This window comes from Croceitalea rosinachiae, from assembly GCF_031846445.1.
Classification (GTDB): Bacteria; Bacteroidota; Bacteroidia; order Flavobacteriales; family Flavobacteriaceae; genus Croceitalea; species Croceitalea rosinachiae.
Genome location: NZ_JAVRHR010000001.1, coordinates 881477 through 899992, shown reverse-complemented (window position 1 = coordinate 899992; position 18516 = coordinate 881477). Strand labels below are relative to the sequence as shown.

Here is an 18516-nt window from a genome sequence, read left to right as displayed (position 1 = left end):
AAAAGGCTGCAACGGTTGGTTGCAGCCCTTGCTTTGTTTAAAAATTCAAACTATATAAAATATAGATTATGGAAAAGTTATTAGAAGAATTTTCACTAGGATTGTTTTTTTGGCAGACACTTCTTTTCGGACTGCTACTTTTCTTGTTGTGGAGATTTGCTTGGAAGCCAATTCTTAAAGCGGTAAATGATCGTGAAGATGGCATTAAAGACGCACTGGCAGCAGCTGAAGATGCAAAGAAAGAAATGCAGAATGTTACTGCTGATAGTGAGAAGTTATTGAAAGAAGCAAGGGCTGAGCGCGAATCAATGCTAAAAGAGGCGAGAGAAATCAAAGAAAAAATGGTTTCAGACGCTCAAGAACAGGCAAAAGCAGAAGGTGATAAGATGCTAAAGCAGGCTCAAGCGGCTATTGAAAGTGAAAAGAAAGCTGCCGTTGCTGATATTAAGGCTCAAGTAGCAACTCTATCAGTTGACATTGCGGAGAAAGTAATCAAAGAAGAATTGTCCGATAAAAAGAAGCAACTAAAATTAGTTGATGATATGTTGGGCGATATCAAATTGAACTAATCGATATGAACGAAGCTAGAGCAGCCATCCGATATGCAAAGGCAACTTTAGATTTCGCTGTTGAGAAAAAAGCAGCGGATAAGGTCGACAAGGATATGCGCAATATTGCCACTGTAATTTCTGAAAGTTCAGAATTGCAAAACGTATTGTTAAGTCCTGTTATAAAAGGTGCGTCAAAGAAAAATTCTTTGAATGCTATTTTCAAAGGCAGTAATGAGATTACCTTGGGCCTTATTGATACGCTAACAAGTAACAAGCGTATTGAAATGCTTCAACAGGTGGCTTATAAGTATATCATCCTTTTTGAAAAAATGAAGGGTGAAGATATAGCTTATGTTACATCGGCAGTTCCGTTGACAGCAGATATAGAAAAGAAAATATTGGCGCAAGTAACCAAACTTACAGGTAACAAAGTGACCATTGAAAATAAAGTTGATAAAAGTGTTGTTGGCGGATTCATTCTTAGAGTGGGCGATTTACAATACGATGCCAGTGTGGCAAACAAACTAAACGGATTAAAACGAGAATTTACAAATAGTCTATAAAAATGGCAGGAGTAAAAGCAGCTGAGGTATCAGCAATATTAAAGCAACAATTATCGGGTTTTGAGGCAACAGCTTCTTTAGATGAAGTGGGCACCGTTCTTCAGGTGGGTGATGGTATTGCACGTGTCTATGGTTTACGAAATGTACAGTATGGTGAGCTCGTGGAGTTTGATGGTGGGCTGAAAGGTATCGTACTGAACTTAGAAGAAGATAATGTTGGTGTGGTATTATTGAGCCCTTCACGTGATGTGAAAGAAGGTTCTGTTGTAAAACGAACACAAACAATCGCATCTATTAATGTAGGTGAAGGTATCGCTGGTCGTGTGGTGAACACTTTAGGTATTCCTATCGATGGCAAAGGTCCTATTTCTGGCGAAACCTATGAAATGCCACTGGAGCGTAAGGCACCGGGTGTTATCTTTCGTGAGCCAGTAACTGAGCCCTTACAAACGGGTATTAAGGCAATTGATGCCATGATTCCGGTAGGTAGAGGACAACGTGAGTTGGTTATTGGTGACCGTCAAACGGGTAAGACAACGGTTTGTATTGACACCATTTTGAACCAAAAGGAATTTTACGATGCAGGTGAACCTGTTTATTGTATCTACGTTGCTATTGGACAAAAAGCTTCAACAGTTGCAGCTATTGCCCAAGTTTTAGAAGACAAAGGCGCTTTGGCTTATACCACTATAGTGGCGGCAAATGCATCTGACCCCGCTCCAATGCAGGTTTATGCTCCATTTGCAGGTGCTGCTATTGGAGAATACTTTAGAGATACAGGTAGACCAGCTTTGATTATTTATGATGATTTATCGAAGCAAGCGGTTGCTTACCGTGAAGTATCACTGTTATTAAGAAGACCACCGGGACGTGAGGCATACCCAGGAGACGTTTTCTATTTGCACTCAAGATTATTGGAACGTGCCGCAAAGGTCATTAATGACGATACCATTGCAAAAGACATGAATGACCTTCCAGATTCCTTGAAGCCAATGGTAAAAGGGGGTGGTTCTTTAACAGCCTTGCCTATTATTGAAACACAGGCAGGTGACGTATCAGCATATATTCCAACTAACGTAATTTCTATTACGGACGGACAGATTTTCTTAGAGCAAGATTTATTCAATCAAGGCGTACGTCCTGCAATTAACGTTGGTATTTCCGTATCTCGTGTTGGTGGTAATGCGCAGATCAAGGCGATGAAAAAAGTTGCAGGTACTTTGAAATTGGATCAAGCTCAGTTCCGTGAATTGGAAGCTTTTGCCAAATTCGGTTCTGATTTGGATGCGGCTACTTTAAATGTAATCGAAAAAGGGCGTCGTAATGTTGAGATATTAAAACAAGCTCAAAACGATCCATTTACCGTCGAAGATCAAGTGGCTATCATTTTTGCGGGTTCTAAAAATTTGTTGCGTGATGTGCCGGTTGAAAAGGTAAAAGAATTTGAAAGAGATTTTATCGAGTTTTTAAATGCTAAACATAGAGGGATATTAGATACTTTAAAAGCTGGTAAATTAACCGATGAGGTTACAGATACCTTGACAGAAGTTTGTAAAGACCTTTCGGGTAAGTATAGAAGCTAGATAAGAGTATTGAGTAAACAGTATGCAGTATGAAGTAGGGTTAGTGTAAATCTAACTACTAAATACTAATTACTAAATACTATAAAAAATGGCCAATCTTAAGGAAATACGAAATAGGATAGCATCGGTTTCATCGACCATGCAGATTACCAGTGCCATGAAAATGGTATCTGCTGCTAAGTTGAAAAAAGCACAAGATGCTATTACTGCAATGCGTCCATATTCTGATAAGCTAACGGAGCTTTTACAGAGTTTGAGTGCCAGTTTAGATGGAGATGCCGGCAGTAAGTATGCTGATAATCGTGACGTAAAAAAGGTTTTAGTTGTCGCAATTACGTCCAATCGGGGGTTGTGCGGTGCTTTTAATACAAACATTCTCAAACAGTGTGCTGCTTTATTGGAAACCTACCAAGGTAGGCAAGTTGATTTTATGGCCATTGGAAAAAAGGCCAATGACATATTGGTGAAGAAGAATACCGTTGTTGCCAATCATAGTTCAATCTATGATGAATTAACATTTGAGAATGCAGCCACTATTGCAGAAGACTTAATGTCGAAATTTACCACAGGTGAATACGATAAAATTGAGCTGGTATATAATAAGTTTAAGAATGCGGCAACACAGATTGTAATGACGGAGCAATTTTTGCCGATTGTACCTATGGAAGGTGATATTTCAGGATCGGCAGATTATATTTTTGAGCCTTCCAAGCCAGAGATAGTTGAGCAGTTAATTCCAAAATCTTTAAAGACACAATTATTCAAAGGGATTAGAGATTCATTTGCCAGTGAGCACGGAGCACGAATGACCGCAATGCATAAAGCAACTGATAATGCAACCGAGCTTAGGGACCAATTGAAATTGACGTACAATAAAGCTAGACAAGCTGCTATTACCAATGAAATATTAGAAATTGTTGGTGGTGCTGAGGCATTAAACAATTAGGCGAAGTAAAACTGAGCCAAATTTTTCAGGTTCATCTAGGTATAGAATAATTAAAAATAGTATCCGTACTAATTTTTAGCCCTGCATTTGATGTGGGGCTTCTTTTTTTAACGACTTTTGCGCATCAATGAAATCAAAAAAGACCGCGTTACTTTTCATTTTTATAACTGTACTGGTTGATGTTATTGGCATAGGTATCATTTTACCAATAATTCCTGATTTTATCATGGAATTGACTGGTGAGGGAACTGCTTCAGCCGTAATTTATGGGATGTGGTTGACCACAGCTTTTGCCGGAATGCAGTTTTTGTTTTCACCGGTTCTAGGCGAAATATCAGATCAATTTGGCCGAAAGCCAATTCTTTTAATATCCTTATTAGGCTTGAGTATTGATTATTTAATTCATGCCTGGGCACCGACCATTACATGGCTCTTTATTGGAAGATTCTTGGCAGGAATTACAGGGGCAAGCTTTACCGTTGCAACCGCATATATTGCTGATATAAGTACGATTGAGGAAAAAGCCAAAAATTTTGGGCTTATCGGCGCTGCATTTGGCCTTGGTTTTATCATAGGCCCGGGTATTGGCGGTTATTTTGGTGAAATTGATATCAGACTACCATTTTATATTGCCGCTGGGCTAACATTCGCTAACTTCTTATTTGGCTGGCTTGTGGTTCCTGAGTCTTTAAGTAAGGAAAACAGAAGAAAAATAGAATTCAAGAAGATGATTCCGGGTGTTTCATTATTCGCACTTCGAAATTATAAAGGGGTACTGTTACTGATATTAGCTTTTTTTCTGGCCAATTTGGCAGGTCAAGCGCTACCTTCTGTATGGTCATACTTTACAATAGAACAGTTTGATTGGAATCCGAAGCAAATCGGTTTCTCTTTAATGGTAGTAGGGTTGCTTGTTGCTTTTGTACAAGGGTTTTTAGTGGGCAAAGTGGTAAAATGGTTTGGAAAACGAAAGGTGGTCACATTTGGGTTTTTGTTTTGGACTGTAGGAATGTTCTTATTTTCGCAAGCTTCTGAACCCTGGATGTTGTATGCATTTCTGATTCCCTATGCCTTAGGTGGAGTAGCGGGACCTACAGTGCAAGGCATTATTTCTAATCAAGTATCACAAAAAGAACAGGGGATTTTACAAGGTTCTATTACGGGCTTAGTCAGTATTACAGCTATTTTAGGTCAATTGGTATTTGCTCCCGTATTCTATTATTTTATTAGACCTCAAACTTCATTTTACTTTCCTGGAGCGTCTTATGCATTAGCGGCAATCTTTCTAGCTATTGCATTGTTATGTGCATTTATTGCCATGAAGAGAATCACTATCGAAGAAGTTAGTTCGGGAAAAGAAATCACCTAAGCCTTTTTCCTCAATGGAGAATCAATATTATTTTCTAAATGGATGTCAATGTATTTTTGATTGAGCTCATCAGAGTCGCCATATTGCTTTCTTAAACCGTCAAGTTTAACTTTCAACGTTTTCGCGATTTCTGAATATGCAGGGTCATGATACACATTTTTTATTTCGTAAGGATCGTTTTTACGGTCATACAGCTCCCATTCATCTACATCGTAATAAAAATGAGCTAATTTAAACTCGGTGGTCACAATACCGTAATGGCGTTTAACTTGATGTACCGCTGGGTATTCGTAATAATGATAGTAAACGGCATCTCTAGTCCAATCAGCCTTATTAGAGGTCAACAATGGAATTAAGCTTTCACCCTGCATGTCATCTGGAGATTCAATTTGAGCTGCCTCTAACATTGTTTGAGCAAAATCTAGGTTTTGGACCATTTCATCATTGGTGATGCCCGCTTTAATTTCATTCGGCCATCTTACTAAAAGGGGTGTTTTAAAAGATTCATTGTATATAAAGCGTTTGTCGAACCAACCATGCTCTCCAAGATAAAACCCTTGATCAGAGGTATAGATTACAAGCGTATTATCAGAGAGCTCATTAGTATCCAAATAATCTAAAACACGTCCAACATTATCGTCCACAGAAGAAATACACGCTAAATAGTCTTGCATATAACGTTGATATTTCCAACGCATTTTGTCTTTTTCGCCCATCTTGGGCCAGTTTTCTTCAAAGTCTTTGTTGATTTTATCTAAAATGGGCTCATAAAGGGCTTTTTGCTCATCGGATATTCTATTGGTGTAAGGATTTTCGAACCCCCCTTTATATTCTGGGACCACCGGTTGCGGATTCATTTTTTTAGTGAGTTCCGGACGAATTTTACTATCATGATTGTACATCATATGATGAAGCAAGTTCATTTCAGCGGTTTTCGCCGCAGAACCTCTATTTTCATAAGAATCAAAAAGGGTCTTAGGTTCAGGAAAAGTCTTACTTAAAAACTCCTCAAACTTATCTGGTCTAGGCCACCATGGCCTATGAGGAGCCTTATGCAAATACATAAGCATGAAAGGCTTGGTCGTATCACGCTTTTCATCGAGCCAATCTAGAGTGATATCGGTAATTACATCGGTGACATAGCCTTCTTTTCTAATGGTATCCCCAGTTTTAATAATAAAATCAGGGTTGATATAATTTCCTTGTCCGGGCAATATCATAAAATCATCAACTCCTTTTGGGTTATTGCCAAAATGAAGCTTGCCAAACATAGCGGTTTGGTAACCAGCGTCTTGAAACAATTCAGGAAAAGTAACTTGAGTAGTATCAAAAGGTCTTTGGTTATCAGTTTTTCCATTAATATGCGTATGTTTCCCAGTCAAAATAGTTGCTCTTGACGGTGCGCAGATAGAATTAGTAACACAAGCATTTGTAAAAGTGATGCCTTCAAGAGCAATTCGGTCAATATTTGGTGTTTCAATAAGATTGCTACCATAGGCTCCGATAGCCTGGTAGGCATGATCGTCAGACATTATGAAAATAATGTTAGGTCGTTTTTTCGGTTCAATTTCTTTTTTCTGCTGGCAAGAAAAGAGACCTAACACTAATAGTATTAAAAAAAAACAGGATGGATGCCGTTTAAAGCGTATTATTTGACCGAGATTTTTCATAGCTATAAGATAGTAAGATTCAAGCAGATGGAAAAAATGCTTTTATTTGGCACTAATTTTGGTTTCATATCTTTATAACCTTAGAAATAGTGACCTATGAAAATCTTTAACTATACAATTTTAGCATTGGCTTTTTCTTTATCAGCATGTTCATCGCAAAAGAAATTAGTAGAAACTCCATTTGAAATGGGCCAGGCTACATGTCAAAGCTGGGCTGGTGGCCGACCTGAAGCTGGTTCGGGAATTAATCTCGAAATTCCGCTTTTAAGTGAAAAAATAGGTGAAATGAAGATGCAACGGGCTTTTTTTAGAGGAATGGTGGCAGATGTTACGCTTGATTCAAATGAGGGTAAACAGGTGGCAAAAGCAAGCTTTAAAAAGCAAGCTTCAGGAAAAATGGATATGGTGATGCACGCTGACTCAAAAGAGGAAGTAGGCAATCAACCTCCAAAGAAAGAAGAGAAATTTCCGTTTGAATTAGGTAACGACCAATGTGTTGTTAGCTATTTGGATGGTGATACGATTAAATATTTTATGATTGAAGGTATAAAAGAGAAAAAACCACTTATTTATAAATAAGCCATATGCCCTTCTTTTCAAGAAGTTAGATATTGACTACTTTTATTAAAAATACAGCCCCCGAAGTATTGCTTCGGGGTTTCTTTTAAAAGCAACCTTTCTATTGAACCCGCTTAAGAAGCTTTTCAAACAGACTGCAATTTATGGCTTGGCAACGGTTTTGCCGAGAATGTTCTCTTTCTTGCTGGTGCCTCTATACACCTCTGTTATGGCACCAGGAATGTATGGGGAGGTTCAATTGATATTTATGTGGTTTGTTGTCTTCAATGTTTTTTTGGCCTATGGTATGGAGACTGCATTTTTTCGTTTCTATAAAGAGTCAGATGAAAGAGAACAAGTGGTATCGACCTCCCTGATTTCATTACTTGCAAGCTCGACCTTATTTTTAATAATAGGTTTTCTTTTCAAGGATGATGTTGCACGAGTATTGAACTTTGACGGCGCTTACGTAAAATACGTTTTGCTCATACTGTTTCTTGATACCTTGGTCATCGTACCCTTTGCATGGTTGAGGGCAAATGAAAGGCCTATGCGATATGCAATAATTAAAATTATTAATGTTGCAGTTAACTTAAGCCTGAATGTCTTCTTTATCTTATTGTTGCCTAAAATAGCCGTTGATAACCCAGATTCTTTTTTAGGCAGCCTTTTTATTCCTGGTTATGAAATAACATATATTTTAATTTCAAATGTTACTGCTAGCGCACTTACCCTTCTTTTGACAGCGAGATTGTATTTTAGAAAATCCTACGTTTTTGACTACCAATTGTGGAAAAAGATGATGGTTTATGCACTTCCTGTAATGATAGCGGGTATAGCCTTTAGTATTAATGAAGTTTTTAATCGCTATTTGTTGACAGAGCTTTTGCCTGAGGATATTGCTAAGTCAGAAATGGGTAAATACGCGGCATGTATAAAGCTGGCAATGTTCATGACGCTGTTTGCAACAGCATTTCGATTGGGAATTGAACCTTTTTTCTTTAGCCATTCCGACACTAAAAACCCTCAAAAGGCCTACGCCCAAATCACCAACTATTTTGTGATTTTGGGAAGTCTCATCCTGCTTTTTGTTGTTGTATTTTCAGATTTGCTAAAACTGACAATGGTAAGGGACGAAGCTTATTGGGATGCCATGTCAGCAGTTCCTATAGTGCTTTTGGCAAGTTTTTGTTTAGGTATTTACCATAACCTTTCGGTTTGGTACAAGATAACAGACAGAACCAAATTCGGGGCTTATATTTCTTCTATTGGTGCGCTTTTGACCATCATTATTAATCTTGCGTTTATTCCTGCCTATGGTTATATGGCTTCTGCTATTGCCACTTTGGTTGCTTATGGTAGTATGATGACCTTATCCTTTTATTTAGGCAAAAAATATTACCCTGTTCCTTATAACATGCGTAAAATTTATTTTTATGGGGGTATTTCTATTTTGTTTTCTTTGCTCTCCTTTTATGTTTTTAACCGAAACTTAATAACAGGTAGCCTTTTGCTTTTAGTATTTTTGGGCCTTATTTATAAATTGGAGGGAGATAAACTAAAAACTATATTTTTTAAACGTGCAGATTAATATCATCAACAAATCGAAACATCTATTACCACACTATGAGACCATAGCTTCAGCGGGAATGGATCTAAGAGCCAATATTACAGAATCCATAACGTTAAAACCCTTAGAAAGGACCATTGTAAAAACAGGTCTGTTTATCGAATTACCTATTGGGTTTGAGGCGCAAGTTCGGCCGCGAAGTGGGTTGGCAGCAAAAAAAGGGATTACTGTTTTAAATGCACCAGGAACTGTAGATGCCGATTATCGAGGAGAAATAGGGGTAATACTGGTAAACCTTTCCAATGAAGATTTTACTATTGAAAACGGGGAGCGGGTTGCACAAATGGTTATTGCCAAGCATGAACGTGCAGATTGGAATGTAGTTGAAGAGCTTTCTGAAACTACTCGTGGAGAAGGAGGTTTTGGAAGTACGGGCACTAAATAAGAACTAAAACACTAATTACTAGTTAATATGAAAATAATAGTCCCAATGGCCGGCCGAGGCTCAAGATTACGGCCGCATACCTTAACAGTTCCAAAACCCCTAGTACCTGTTGCAGGCAAACCGATTGTTCACCGACTGGTAGGTGATATTGCAAAGGTATTACGAGAACCCATTGAGGAAGTTGCTTTTATTTTGGGGGACCCGGCTTTTTTTGGTGATGATGTGGTAGTCAGTTTAAAAAGTTTAGCGGAAGGATTAGGAGCTAAAGCTTCTATTTACCGCCAAGACGAACCTTTAGGAACCGGTCATGCCATAATGAGCGCTAAGGCTTCTTTAAGTGGCCCAGCGGTAATTGCTTATGCCGATACTTTGATTCGAGCGGAATTCAATCTTGATAAAGATGCCGACAGTGTCATTTGGGTAAAACAGGTAGATAAGCCTGAAGCTTTTGGAGTTGTTAAGCTAAATGATAACAATGAGATAGTCGAGCTAGTTGAAAAACCACAAGAATTTGTTTCTGACTTAGCGGTTATTGGTATTTATTACTTCAAGGATGTTGGAGTTTTAAAAGAGGAACTACAGTACGTTTTAGATAATAATGTCATTAATGGTGGTGAATATCAGATTAATGATGGTATTAAGCGTATGATGGCCAAGGGAAAAAAGTTTGTTACGGGCCAGGTAGATGAATGGATGGACTGTGGTAACAAAAATGTAACCGTAGAAACCAATCAACGCATGTTGGGCTTTTTAGAAAAGGATGGGGAAAATCTAGTAAGCGATTCGATACGAAAAAACAATGCCAATATTATAGGGCCATGCTTTATAGCGGAAAATGTTGTATTGAAGAACACTACGGTCGGCCCTTATGTTTCTATTGGCAGAGGCACGGTCATTGAAAACTCAACCGTTAAAAATAGCTTAATCCAAAGTGATAGCATTATTAAAAATGCTAATTTGGATAATGCCATGATTGGAAATCATGTAAAATATGATGGAAATTTCGAGACTATAAGTATTGGAGATTACTCGGTTTTAGAATAGCGAGGGTTCTCTTAAATCTTCCCTAAAAACGAAGACTTTTAGAGTTCTTCATCCAAGGTGATATGGTTATGGCGAGGTGAAATTGATTATAATGAAAAAGACTATCTTTTTATGGGTGTTTCTCGCAACTGGATTTGTTTCACATATTGCTTATGGCCAAGAAGAAAAAATCATAGAAACGGAAGAAAGCGCAGAAGTTTTTCTTGAAGAATATACTGATGAGTTTCAAGAAACTTTCTTCGAAGCCTTAAAACAAAAGGGGATTCAGAACTACGACAGGGCAATTAACCTGTTCTTAAAATGTAAGCAGCTTGACGCTGAAAATAACGTAATCGACCACGAGCTATCAAAAACCTATTTTCTTGATAAAAAGTACGTCTCCGCACAAAAATATGCCATTGAAGCCATAAAGGCAGACACTGATAATTACTGGTATTTAGACAATCTAATTGCCATACTTGAGGCACAATCGAATACCATTGAAGCTATTCAAAATCAAATACCATTTAATGAAGATAAACTGCAAGAAAATTTAGCACTTTCCTATTTTAAGCGAAAAAGATATACCAAAGCTTTAAGTATACTGAATGGTATTTCAAATTTAAAATTTAAAGAAAATCTTACTTTAAAAATCAATGATTCGCTGAATAAAACAGTAGTGAATACTAGTATTAAGGCTCCTGAATCTGCAGTAGAGCAGAATGATGATCTTATTGAACAACTTAAGGGAACAATAGAAGGCTTAATAACCAAAAAAGAGTATAAAGAGTTGGAAATAACTGCCAAAGAAGCTCTTGAAACTTATCCCCTACAACCTTATTTCTATTATGTCTATGGTTTATCTATGAAGGAAAATAATAAGACAAATGAAGCTATTGAAATTTTCGAAAGTGCTTTTGATTACTTATTTGACGATTCTTTATTGGCCAACAAGATTTATAAAGAATTGGCTGCTGCCTATACGACCATGGGCAATACTTCGAAGGCAAATGAGTACCTTAGTATGATAAAACCTGGATTTTAATATGTTTGCCCCAGTCAAAATCTTAAAAAGTATTATCCTTTTACTTTTACTGACTTCTATAGTTTCCTGTAAATCAGCAAAAGTGATTGCAGATGGTGAGATAGATGCTTCTATATCTTCTAAAAAAATCATTCAAAACCATTATCAGAACCAGCTTAATTTTAAAACATTAAGTGGTCGTGTAAAGATTGATTATTCCAATGGTGAAGATTCACAAGGAGTGAGTGTTAGTTTGCGAATGAAAAAAGATGAGGTAATATGGATTAGCGCCCCTCTAGGCATCGTAAAAGTGCATATTACACCAGATAAAGTGTCCTTTTATAACAAACTGGAGAATGAATATTTTGATGGCGGATTCACTTATTTGAGCAGCATTCTTGGAACAGATGTTGATTTTGAACTTGTGCAGAATCTTTTGATTGGCAATGCAGTTTTAGATCTTCGCGAAGAAAAATATACTACTGCCGTTTTTGAAGATAAGTACAGTTTAAAACCAAAAAAAAAGAATGAGCTTTATAAGATTTTGTTTTTTTTAGAACCAAAGAACTTTAAGATAGCCAAGCAACAAATCTCTCAACCTTTACAGGATAGATTTTTGAATATGGACTATTCGTATCAAGAAGTAGCCAATAAAGTAATCCCTAATACGATTAAAATAAAAGCAGTAAGTGATAGTAAAATAAACAATATTGCTTTGGAATATAAAAGCATGGAGTTTGACAAAGAATTGAACTTTCCATATAGAATACCAAAAGGTTTTAAAGAAATTGTTTTGAAGTAAGATGGCAATTAAGAAATGGTATCATATTGTTTTAGGGGTATTTACGTTTTTTTTGAGCTCAATTAGCTTTTCACAAACTACAGAACAAAAAGCTTTAGAAGCTAAAAGAACAAGGCTTCAAAAAGAGATTAAGGAGATGAACAGGCTGCTTTTTGCCGAAAAGAAAGAAAAAGGCAATGTCTTAGAACAAATGGATGCGCTTGACCGAAAAATAAACATCAAGCAAGAACTCATTCGTGTAACCAATCAACAATCAAACTTATTAAACCGGCAAATAAATTCTAATGTTCGTAGTATTGGAAAACTTAGACAAGATTTAGAACTCTTAAAAAAGGATTATGCACAGTTGATTCAAAAATCATATCAAAACAAATCTCAAGAGAATAGATTGATGTTTTTGTTGTCATCTCAGAATTTTTATCAGGCCTTTAAGAGATTACAACACATGAAGCAGTATGCTAAATTCAGAAAAAAACAAGGTGAAGATATTATCATAAAAACGGAAGAACTTGCCCAATTGAATAAAGACTTGGTTTCGCAACGAAAAATTAAAGACCAGCTTTTGGCAGAAAACAAGAGGGTTAAAAATCAGCTATACCAAGAAATTTCTTCACAAAAAGATCTTTTACAAAGCATTAGACAAAATGAAAGTAAATATGCTACTGCAATTAATGAAAAAAAGAAAGAAACAAGAAGGATCAATCGAGAGATAGAAGCTTTGATTAGAGCAGCAATTACAAGTTCAAACAAAAGATCAGGGAACAATAGTTCAGCTAAGTTTTCGCTGACACCAGAGGCAAAGTTAATAGCAAATAATTTTACAGCAAATAAAGGAAATTTGATTTGGCCCGTAGAGAAAGGTATCAAGAGCCAAGGTTTTGGTGTTTATGCAGATAAGGTATACCCAGGTATCAAGCACGAGAATAACGGAGTTACTATTACCACAGATAAGGGCACACAAGCAAGAGCTATATTTGAAGGTGAAGTCATTACTATATTTACTAATAAAATGGGAGTTAAGGGGGTTTACTTAAGGCATGGCAATTATATTAGTATGTATTATAATTTGGCTAAGATTTATGTGCAAAAAGGCGATAAAGTTGCAGCCAAGGAATCATTGGGCGAAATATATACCAATCGGTTTAGCGGTGCTACAAAGCTTAAGTTCTACTTGTACGAAGACACACAGAAGTTAAATCCTGAGGACTGGATATATCAATTATAAGAAATGAAAGAAATAACGGATTTACAAGGAACATTCGCACTTCACAATGGAGTGAAAATGCCCTATTTTGGCTTAGGAGTATATCTATCAGAAGATGGCCAAGAAGTAATCAATGCTGTTCAATGGGCATTGGAATCAGGATATCGTCATATAGATACTGCAGCAATTTATAATAATGAAGAAGGCGTAGGAAAAGGTATTCGAGAGTCTACAGTAGCGCGTAAAGATATTTTTGTGGTCAGTAAAGTGTGGAATACAGATCAGGGATATGATAGCACCCTAAGAGCATTTGATGATAGTTTAAAGCGATTGAACTTAGATTATCTTGACTTATACTTGGTGCACTGGCCTGTTAATGGAAAATATAAAGACACTTGGAGAGCTATGGAGCGTTTATATAAAGAAAAAAAGCTCAGGGCAATCGGAGTGAGCAATTTCATGCAACACCACCTAGAAGATTTGCTAGAAAATGCTGAAATAGTTCCTATGGTAAATCAAATGGAGTTCCATCCTTTTTTAGTGCAGCAAGACCTGATTGATTTTTGTAACTCAAAAAATATCCAATATGAGGCTTGGTCGCCCATGATGCAGGGCAAAATTTTTGATCTGGATGAATTCAAAGCGCTCTCGAAAAAATACGGCAAATCAATTGCACAAATAGTGCTTCGGTGGGATTTACAGAAAGGCGTGGTCACTATCCCTAAGTCATCTAAAAAAGAGAGAATCATAGCGAACGCCGATATTTTTGATTTTGAATTATCTTCTGATGATGTAGCACTTCTTGATGGTTTGCACAAGGACAAACGTTTTGGACCTGACCCTGACAATTTTGATTTTTAAGGTTTGATAATGTTATTTTAACCTGTAAATCCGCAACCAACAAATTTTCTGTCCTCTAATAAGCATATGAAAAAGGTTCTCTTTTGTTTATTTGTGCTAATTCTTTTAGCTTTTAAGTGTGAAGAAGAAATTCAGTTTCAAGACAATCAACGACTTCTTTTAAAAGCAAGGTTAGTTAATTCTGAAGGAAATTTATTTGAAAATATTCCAGTTGAGGTATTCGCATCCAGAGAGTATTACTTTCAATTGAACGATCAAATTAGAAATGATTTTGATGAAATTATAGGCAGTGGTTCTAGTAATGAAAATGGCGATATCTCTATTACAGCTCTAAAACCTAGAAATGCATCAAATATCTATGCGCTTTTCAATTTTAAGGGTTCGCAAGCATTTCAATCGGAATTTGCCCCCTTAATTGTCAACTTTATCAATGACAAAGAGTTACGAAACAACACCTATGATTTAGGCACCGTAGTGTTAGACAAAGTTCAACCTTTTGAATTGATTGCCTTAAGAAAGACAAACCAAACAGATACATTACAATATAGTTGGCGATACAATAGAGGTGTAAAAATTGAAGGCAGCAATCCAATAGACAACTATTATTTTTTTGATAATGATGTAAGAGAAAGTGGTTTTAATGAACTTTTACCCACTGATATCTTAAAGGAAAACACTTTTAATGTCATAGAAAGTGACACCATAATTTTTGATTATCAATTGATTAATAATGGTGTCATTGCCTCTGAACAGCTTCAAATAATTGTTAATGAACAATCTGGCTCTTTTGAATTTGAGTTTTAAAAAAATGGGCGTATTATTTCTCGTGCTTTTGTCTTATGCGTTAAATGCTCAAGAAGATGAAGAGATGAATGAAAAACCTGGTTATTATTACGATGTTATTGGACAAGGAAAAATAGGTTTTTTAGTGCCTTCCGCTTATGGTAATAACTTTATTGCTGATGGGTATGACACTTGGAATGGAGTAAATATTGAAGCCCAAGTAAATGCTGGCGAAAGACTTCTACTCGGATTACAATTTCAAGCATTTAAAGGAAGGGTTATGGATCAAGAATTGGTTGGTCCGATTAACGCAAGTAGCATTACCCATTTTTTTGTTTCTGCAGGATATTCTTTACTGGAAAATAAGAATGATTTTCAAATAGAAGCAACCATTGGGTTTGGCAGCGCTACCCTAAGAAATGAGAGGGATTTTCGACGCTTTAACGATACTGGCTTTGCGATGATGGCAAGTTTGAACTTTTCTTATCGCTTAAATTATTGGTTAGGATTTTATATTGGACTTCAAAATAATTGGGATTTTTGGTCGATAGAGCGCCCCTCAGAGCTTGATAGTGTTTTTGGAAATACCTCTATTTTTTCACCATCTGTCGGGTTAAAGTTTTATGTGCTCTAACCCATAAATAAGGCACGTAGTTCAGTAGCTTCGGTAGGTTTCATTTTTCCTGCCAAGACTAAACTTAATTGTTTTCTCCTTAAGGCTGCCACAAAACGTTCCTTTTCAATTTCAGTTTCTGGGGTTATTGGAGGCACTTCGGTTGGGTTTCCGGTTTCATCAACAGCCACAAAAGTGTAAATGGCCTCGTTTGCCTTGGTTCTTTCGCCCGTAAAACGGTCTTCCATCCAAACATCAATAAAGATTTCCATTGAAGTTCTAAATGCTCGAGAAACGGCTGCTTCTACGGTAACAACGCTTCCTAATAGCACGGAACGATTAAAGGCCACTTGTTTTACAGAGGCAGTCACAGTTATTCCTATACTATTCCTTATGGACGCTATACTGGCGGCGCGATACATTCAAGCTAAAAACTCTCCTAAAAAAGAACGCATTATCGTCAATATCGAAATTAATGAGTTTTAACTTGCTTCAGCAGATATGAAATTGTTGGATGACATAGTTAGATGCCAACACTTTAGTCTTTACCCTGATAACTTTTAATAGTTTACGATAAATTAATCTGGTTCCAGCTTATTTTTAGTTTCTTTATATAGTTATGAGAAAGGTTGTTGTATTCTTAACTTTGATTCTAGCCTTTTCAAGTTGCACTAGAGATTCAGAATTACTATTTGATGAGGATAGGCAATTAATTGTGGAAGGTCAGATTACATCTTCTGTTGATATTGACTTAAGCATGATTCCAATAAATGTTACTGCTTTCAGGTCTGCTGGTTGGTTTACCGGAGGCGGAGATTTTGTAGTATTAGGTAGTGGATTTCTAGACGCATCCGGAAACTACAGAATTGTTTCAACTTTTCCTGAAAATGCAGATGAAATAAACCTTGAAATCAATTCATGGAGAGAAAGGGTCTTTATTGACAGTATAAGTCAAATATATGTTAATGAGATTGAAAACCTTCCCTTCAATAACTCAAGATACAGCATGCCCTCATTTAATTTGGAGCGGTTGGAATTATTTGAGATTGAAGTGCGAAAAAACTCAAATACCTTAGATACTTTGGGCTTTTCGATTACTCATAATTCTTCTCTTCAAAGATTTTCAATTGATAGGGAGGGAAATTTATTTGAATTTGACGGTGGCAGTTCTGTTGGTTCAAGAATCGACCCTGATGATGCGCCAAACATCTATAAAATGGATATCATAGAAAACAGTGACATATTCATTCATTATTCAATTCGAAATAAGGGTTTGTTGGAACAGGGGGAATTTATTGTGCCAACGGATGGACAAGAGAGCCGTTTCGTCTTTGAATATTGATTCTCTTAGAATAGATAACTAACCCATAAATAAGGCACGTAGTTCAGTAGCTTCGGTTGGTTTCATTTTTCCTGCTAAAACCAAACTCAATTGTTTTCTCCTTAAGGCTGCCACAAAACGCTCCTTTTCAATTTCAGTTTCTGGGGTTAATGGTGGCACTTCGGTTGGGGTTCCGGTTTCATCTACGGCCACAAAAGTGTAAATGGCCTCGTTGGCTTTTGTTTTTTCGCCCGTAAAACGGTCTTCCATCCAAACATCAATAAAGATTTCCATTGAGGTCATAAATGCTCTTGAAACAGCTGCCTCTACGGTAACAACGCTTCCTAATGGCACGGAACGATTAAAGGCCACATGGTTTACAGATGCTGTAACTGTTATTCGCCTGCTGTGCCTTCGAGCAGCAATACTAGCGGCGCGATCCATCCGAGCCAATAATTCGCCCCCAAACAGGTTGTTTAAAGGATTGGTTTCACTTGGCAAGACCATATCGGTCATTATGGTTCTTGACTCACTTGGTTTTTTTGCGCGCATCTTTGAAATTTTGCGCAAAGATATTGAAGTTGTAGATGGGATTAGACGGAATAAGAACTATTTCTCTGAAAGAATCCAAACATCTGGCGAGATGGTGCGCTTAATTTTCCGGTACAGTTTTAAGGCTTCAGTATTATCACTAAAACTAGAATAAGATACTTGGTGCAGACCATACTTGTTGGCTCCGATATAACTAGCATCATACCCCTGCCGTTTTAGTTGTGCCACTTTTTTGTTAGCGTTATCTCTTATTCTGAATGCACCGGCAATTACATGATGCAATGGGCCTTTCAGCTTTTCTTTTTTATTGATTTCTATATGTAAAGAAGGTAATTCAATAGGTGCACTATCAAAAAAAGTAGCCTCTTGAATATGTCGCGAAACCTCTTCTTGTGCATTTTGATTTACCAATTGTTGCTTCTGCTGATTTTGATTATAAAATTGGTATCCAGAAATACCCATAGAAAACAATACCAAGCCAACTGCCGCATATTTTAAATAAGAGCGAAAAGAAGTTTTCTCTCTTTGCTCAGGGGTTATAATGAAAGGAATTAGTTCTTCAAGCTCTTCTACTGCTTCCTTCAACGTTTCACGGATTATTGGTGTAGCTGCAAAAGAAGCCAATCCGAATGAAGAGGTTAAATAATTTACTTTTTCTTCAGGATTAAATTGGACTTTGCCCTCTGAATTGAGAAATAAGGTCCCTATGCCAAATAATACTACTTTATCGCCATTTTGTAAGGTTTCTTTCCAGTTTTTCGAAGTAGTATTTATTTCTTCCAACATATCTTCATAAGAAAGCTTTTTAGCCTTTGAAATATGGGAAACCAGTAGCCCATCATTCTTTGAAAGTTGTTCGTTAAATGAAATGGTTTTAGTGGGCGGATATAAGGTATTTGAACTAGTATCAAGTTTAGCAGAGGCAGAATGTGCAAGAAAAGCACCAAATTCAGGCATAACTACACAGTTATATCTATATAGCAATTCTTTGATATAGTGTTCTACTCGCATAAAAGCAAATATTACAAAAAAACCACAAGGACAAAATAGTCCTGATAACTTTTTATTAACATTCTAA

At 36.8% G+C, this 18516-nt stretch carries 20 protein-coding genes; 16 read left to right on the top strand and 4 right to left on the bottom strand.

Going from position 1 to position 18516, the window contains the following annotated elements:
* Positions 1–68 precede the first annotated feature (68 nt).
* The 5 genes from RM706_RS04160 to RM706_RS04140 all read left to right on the top strand — a co-directional run bounded on the left by RM706_RS04160 (position 69) and on the right by RM706_RS04140 (position 5012).
* Positions 69–569: a F0F1 ATP synthase subunit B gene (locus tag RM706_RS04160; protein ID WP_311349766.1), complete on the top strand. Its 501-nt coding sequence runs from the start codon at positions 69–71 to the stop codon at positions 567–569.
* Between the two features lie 5 nt (positions 570–574).
* Positions 575–1114: an ATP synthase F1 subunit delta gene (gene atpH / locus RM706_RS04155; protein ID WP_311349765.1), complete on the top strand. Its 540-nt coding sequence runs from the start codon at positions 575–577 to the stop codon at positions 1112–1114.
* Between the two features lie 2 nt (positions 1115–1116).
* Positions 1117–2697 carry a F0F1 ATP synthase subunit alpha gene (atpA, locus tag RM706_RS04150; RefSeq protein WP_311349764.1) on the top strand — a complete coding sequence of 527 codons (1581 nt, stop codon included), beginning with the start codon at positions 1117–1119 and terminating at the stop codon, positions 2695–2697.
* A gap of 88 nt (positions 2698–2785) precedes the next feature.
* Complete coding sequence (gene atpG / locus RM706_RS04145) at positions 2786–3643, top strand: ATP synthase F1 subunit gamma (RefSeq protein ID WP_311349763.1); 858 nt, start codon at positions 2786–2788, stop codon at positions 3641–3643.
* Between the two features lie 127 nt (positions 3644–3770).
* Complete coding sequence (locus RM706_RS04140; protein WP_311349762.1) at positions 3771–5012, top strand: MFS transporter; 1242 nt, start codon at positions 3771–3773, stop codon at positions 5010–5012.
* Here RM706_RS04140 and RM706_RS04135 read toward each other — a convergent pair.
* Complete coding sequence (locus RM706_RS04135) at positions 5009–6682, bottom strand: sulfatase family protein (RefSeq protein ID WP_311349761.1); 1674 nt, start codon at positions 6680–6682, stop codon at positions 5009–5011. The genes RM706_RS04140 and RM706_RS04135 overlap by 4 nt on opposite strands.
* Positions 6683–6778: 96 nt before the next feature.
* On the opposite strand from RM706_RS04135, the gene RM706_RS04130 reads away from it, so the two are divergent.
* From RM706_RS04130 to RM706_RS04085, 10 genes are all read left to right on the top strand, one after another.
* Positions 6779–7261 carry a hypothetical protein gene (locus tag RM706_RS04130; RefSeq protein ID WP_311349760.1) on the top strand — a complete coding sequence of 161 codons (483 nt, stop codon included), beginning with the start codon at positions 6779–6781 and terminating at the stop codon, positions 7259–7261.
* 103 nt (positions 7262–7364) lie between these two features.
* Positions 7365–8831, top strand: coding sequence for a lipopolysaccharide biosynthesis protein (locus tag RM706_RS04125; RefSeq protein ID WP_311349759.1), 1467 nt, complete (start codon positions 7365–7367; stop codon positions 8829–8831).
* A complete protein-coding gene (gene dut, locus RM706_RS04120) occupies positions 8821–9255 on the top strand; it encodes a dUTP diphosphatase (RefSeq protein WP_311349758.1) in 435 nt (144 codons plus the stop codon). The genes RM706_RS04125 and dut overlap by 11 nt, the downstream gene beginning before the upstream one ends.
* Positions 9256–9282: 27 nt before the next feature.
* Complete coding sequence (locus RM706_RS04115; RefSeq protein WP_311349757.1) at positions 9283–10299, top strand: sugar phosphate nucleotidyltransferase; 1017 nt, start codon at positions 9283–9285, stop codon at positions 10297–10299.
* 91 nt (positions 10300–10390) lie between these two features.
* On the top strand, positions 10391–11323 hold the full coding sequence (locus RM706_RS04110; RefSeq protein WP_311349756.1) for a tetratricopeptide repeat protein: 933 nt from the start codon (positions 10391–10393) through the stop codon (positions 11321–11323).
* A 1-nt stretch (position 11324) separates the two neighbouring features.
* On the top strand, positions 11325–12104 hold the full coding sequence (gene lolB1, locus RM706_RS04105; RefSeq protein WP_311349755.1) for a lipoprotein insertase outer membrane protein LolB1: 780 nt from the start codon (positions 11325–11327) through the stop codon (positions 12102–12104).
* 1 nt (position 12105) lies between these two features.
* Positions 12106–13329, top strand: a complete 1224-nt coding sequence (locus tag RM706_RS04100) for a murein hydrolase activator EnvC family protein (RefSeq protein ID WP_311349754.1) — start codon at positions 12106–12108, stop codon at positions 13327–13329.
* 3 nt (positions 13330–13332) lie between these two features.
* On the top strand, positions 13333–14169 hold the full coding sequence (locus tag RM706_RS04095) for an aldo/keto reductase (protein ID WP_311349753.1): 837 nt from the start codon (positions 13333–13335) through the stop codon (positions 14167–14169).
* A gap of 66 nt (positions 14170–14235) precedes the next feature.
* Entirely contained in the window at positions 14236–14973 is a 738-nt protein-coding gene (locus tag RM706_RS04090) for a hypothetical protein (RefSeq protein WP_311349752.1), read from the top strand.
* Complete coding sequence (locus RM706_RS04085) at positions 14939–15586, top strand: hypothetical protein (RefSeq protein ID WP_311349751.1); 648 nt, start codon at positions 14939–14941, stop codon at positions 15584–15586. The genes RM706_RS04090 and RM706_RS04085 overlap by 35 nt, the downstream gene beginning before the upstream one ends.
* Here RM706_RS04085 and RM706_RS04080 read toward each other — a convergent pair.
* Positions 15583–15987, bottom strand: coding sequence for an acyl-CoA thioesterase (locus tag RM706_RS04080; RefSeq protein WP_432264961.1), 405 nt, complete (start codon positions 15985–15987; stop codon positions 15583–15585). The genes RM706_RS04085 and RM706_RS04080 overlap by 4 nt on opposite strands.
* A gap of 197 nt (positions 15988–16184) precedes the next feature.
* Here RM706_RS04080 and RM706_RS04075 point away from each other — a divergent pair, with 197 nt between their 5' ends.
* Positions 16185–16907, top strand: a complete 723-nt coding sequence (locus tag RM706_RS04075) for a hypothetical protein (RefSeq protein ID WP_311349750.1) — start codon at positions 16185–16187, stop codon at positions 16905–16907.
* Positions 16908–16925: 18 nt separating this feature from the next.
* On the opposite strand, the gene RM706_RS04070 is transcribed toward RM706_RS04075, so the two are convergent.
* Together RM706_RS04070 and RM706_RS04065 are read right to left on the bottom strand one after the other, a co-directional pair.
* Positions 16926–17438, bottom strand: coding sequence for an acyl-CoA thioesterase (locus tag RM706_RS04070; RefSeq protein ID WP_311349749.1), 513 nt, complete (start codon positions 17436–17438; stop codon positions 16926–16928).
* 57 nt (positions 17439–17495) lie between these two features.
* Positions 17496–18449 (bottom strand): HU domain-containing protein, encoded by a 954-nt coding sequence (locus RM706_RS04065; RefSeq protein ID WP_311349748.1) that lies wholly within the window; start codon positions 18447–18449, stop codon positions 17496–17498.
* Positions 18450–18516 lie beyond the last annotated feature (67 nt).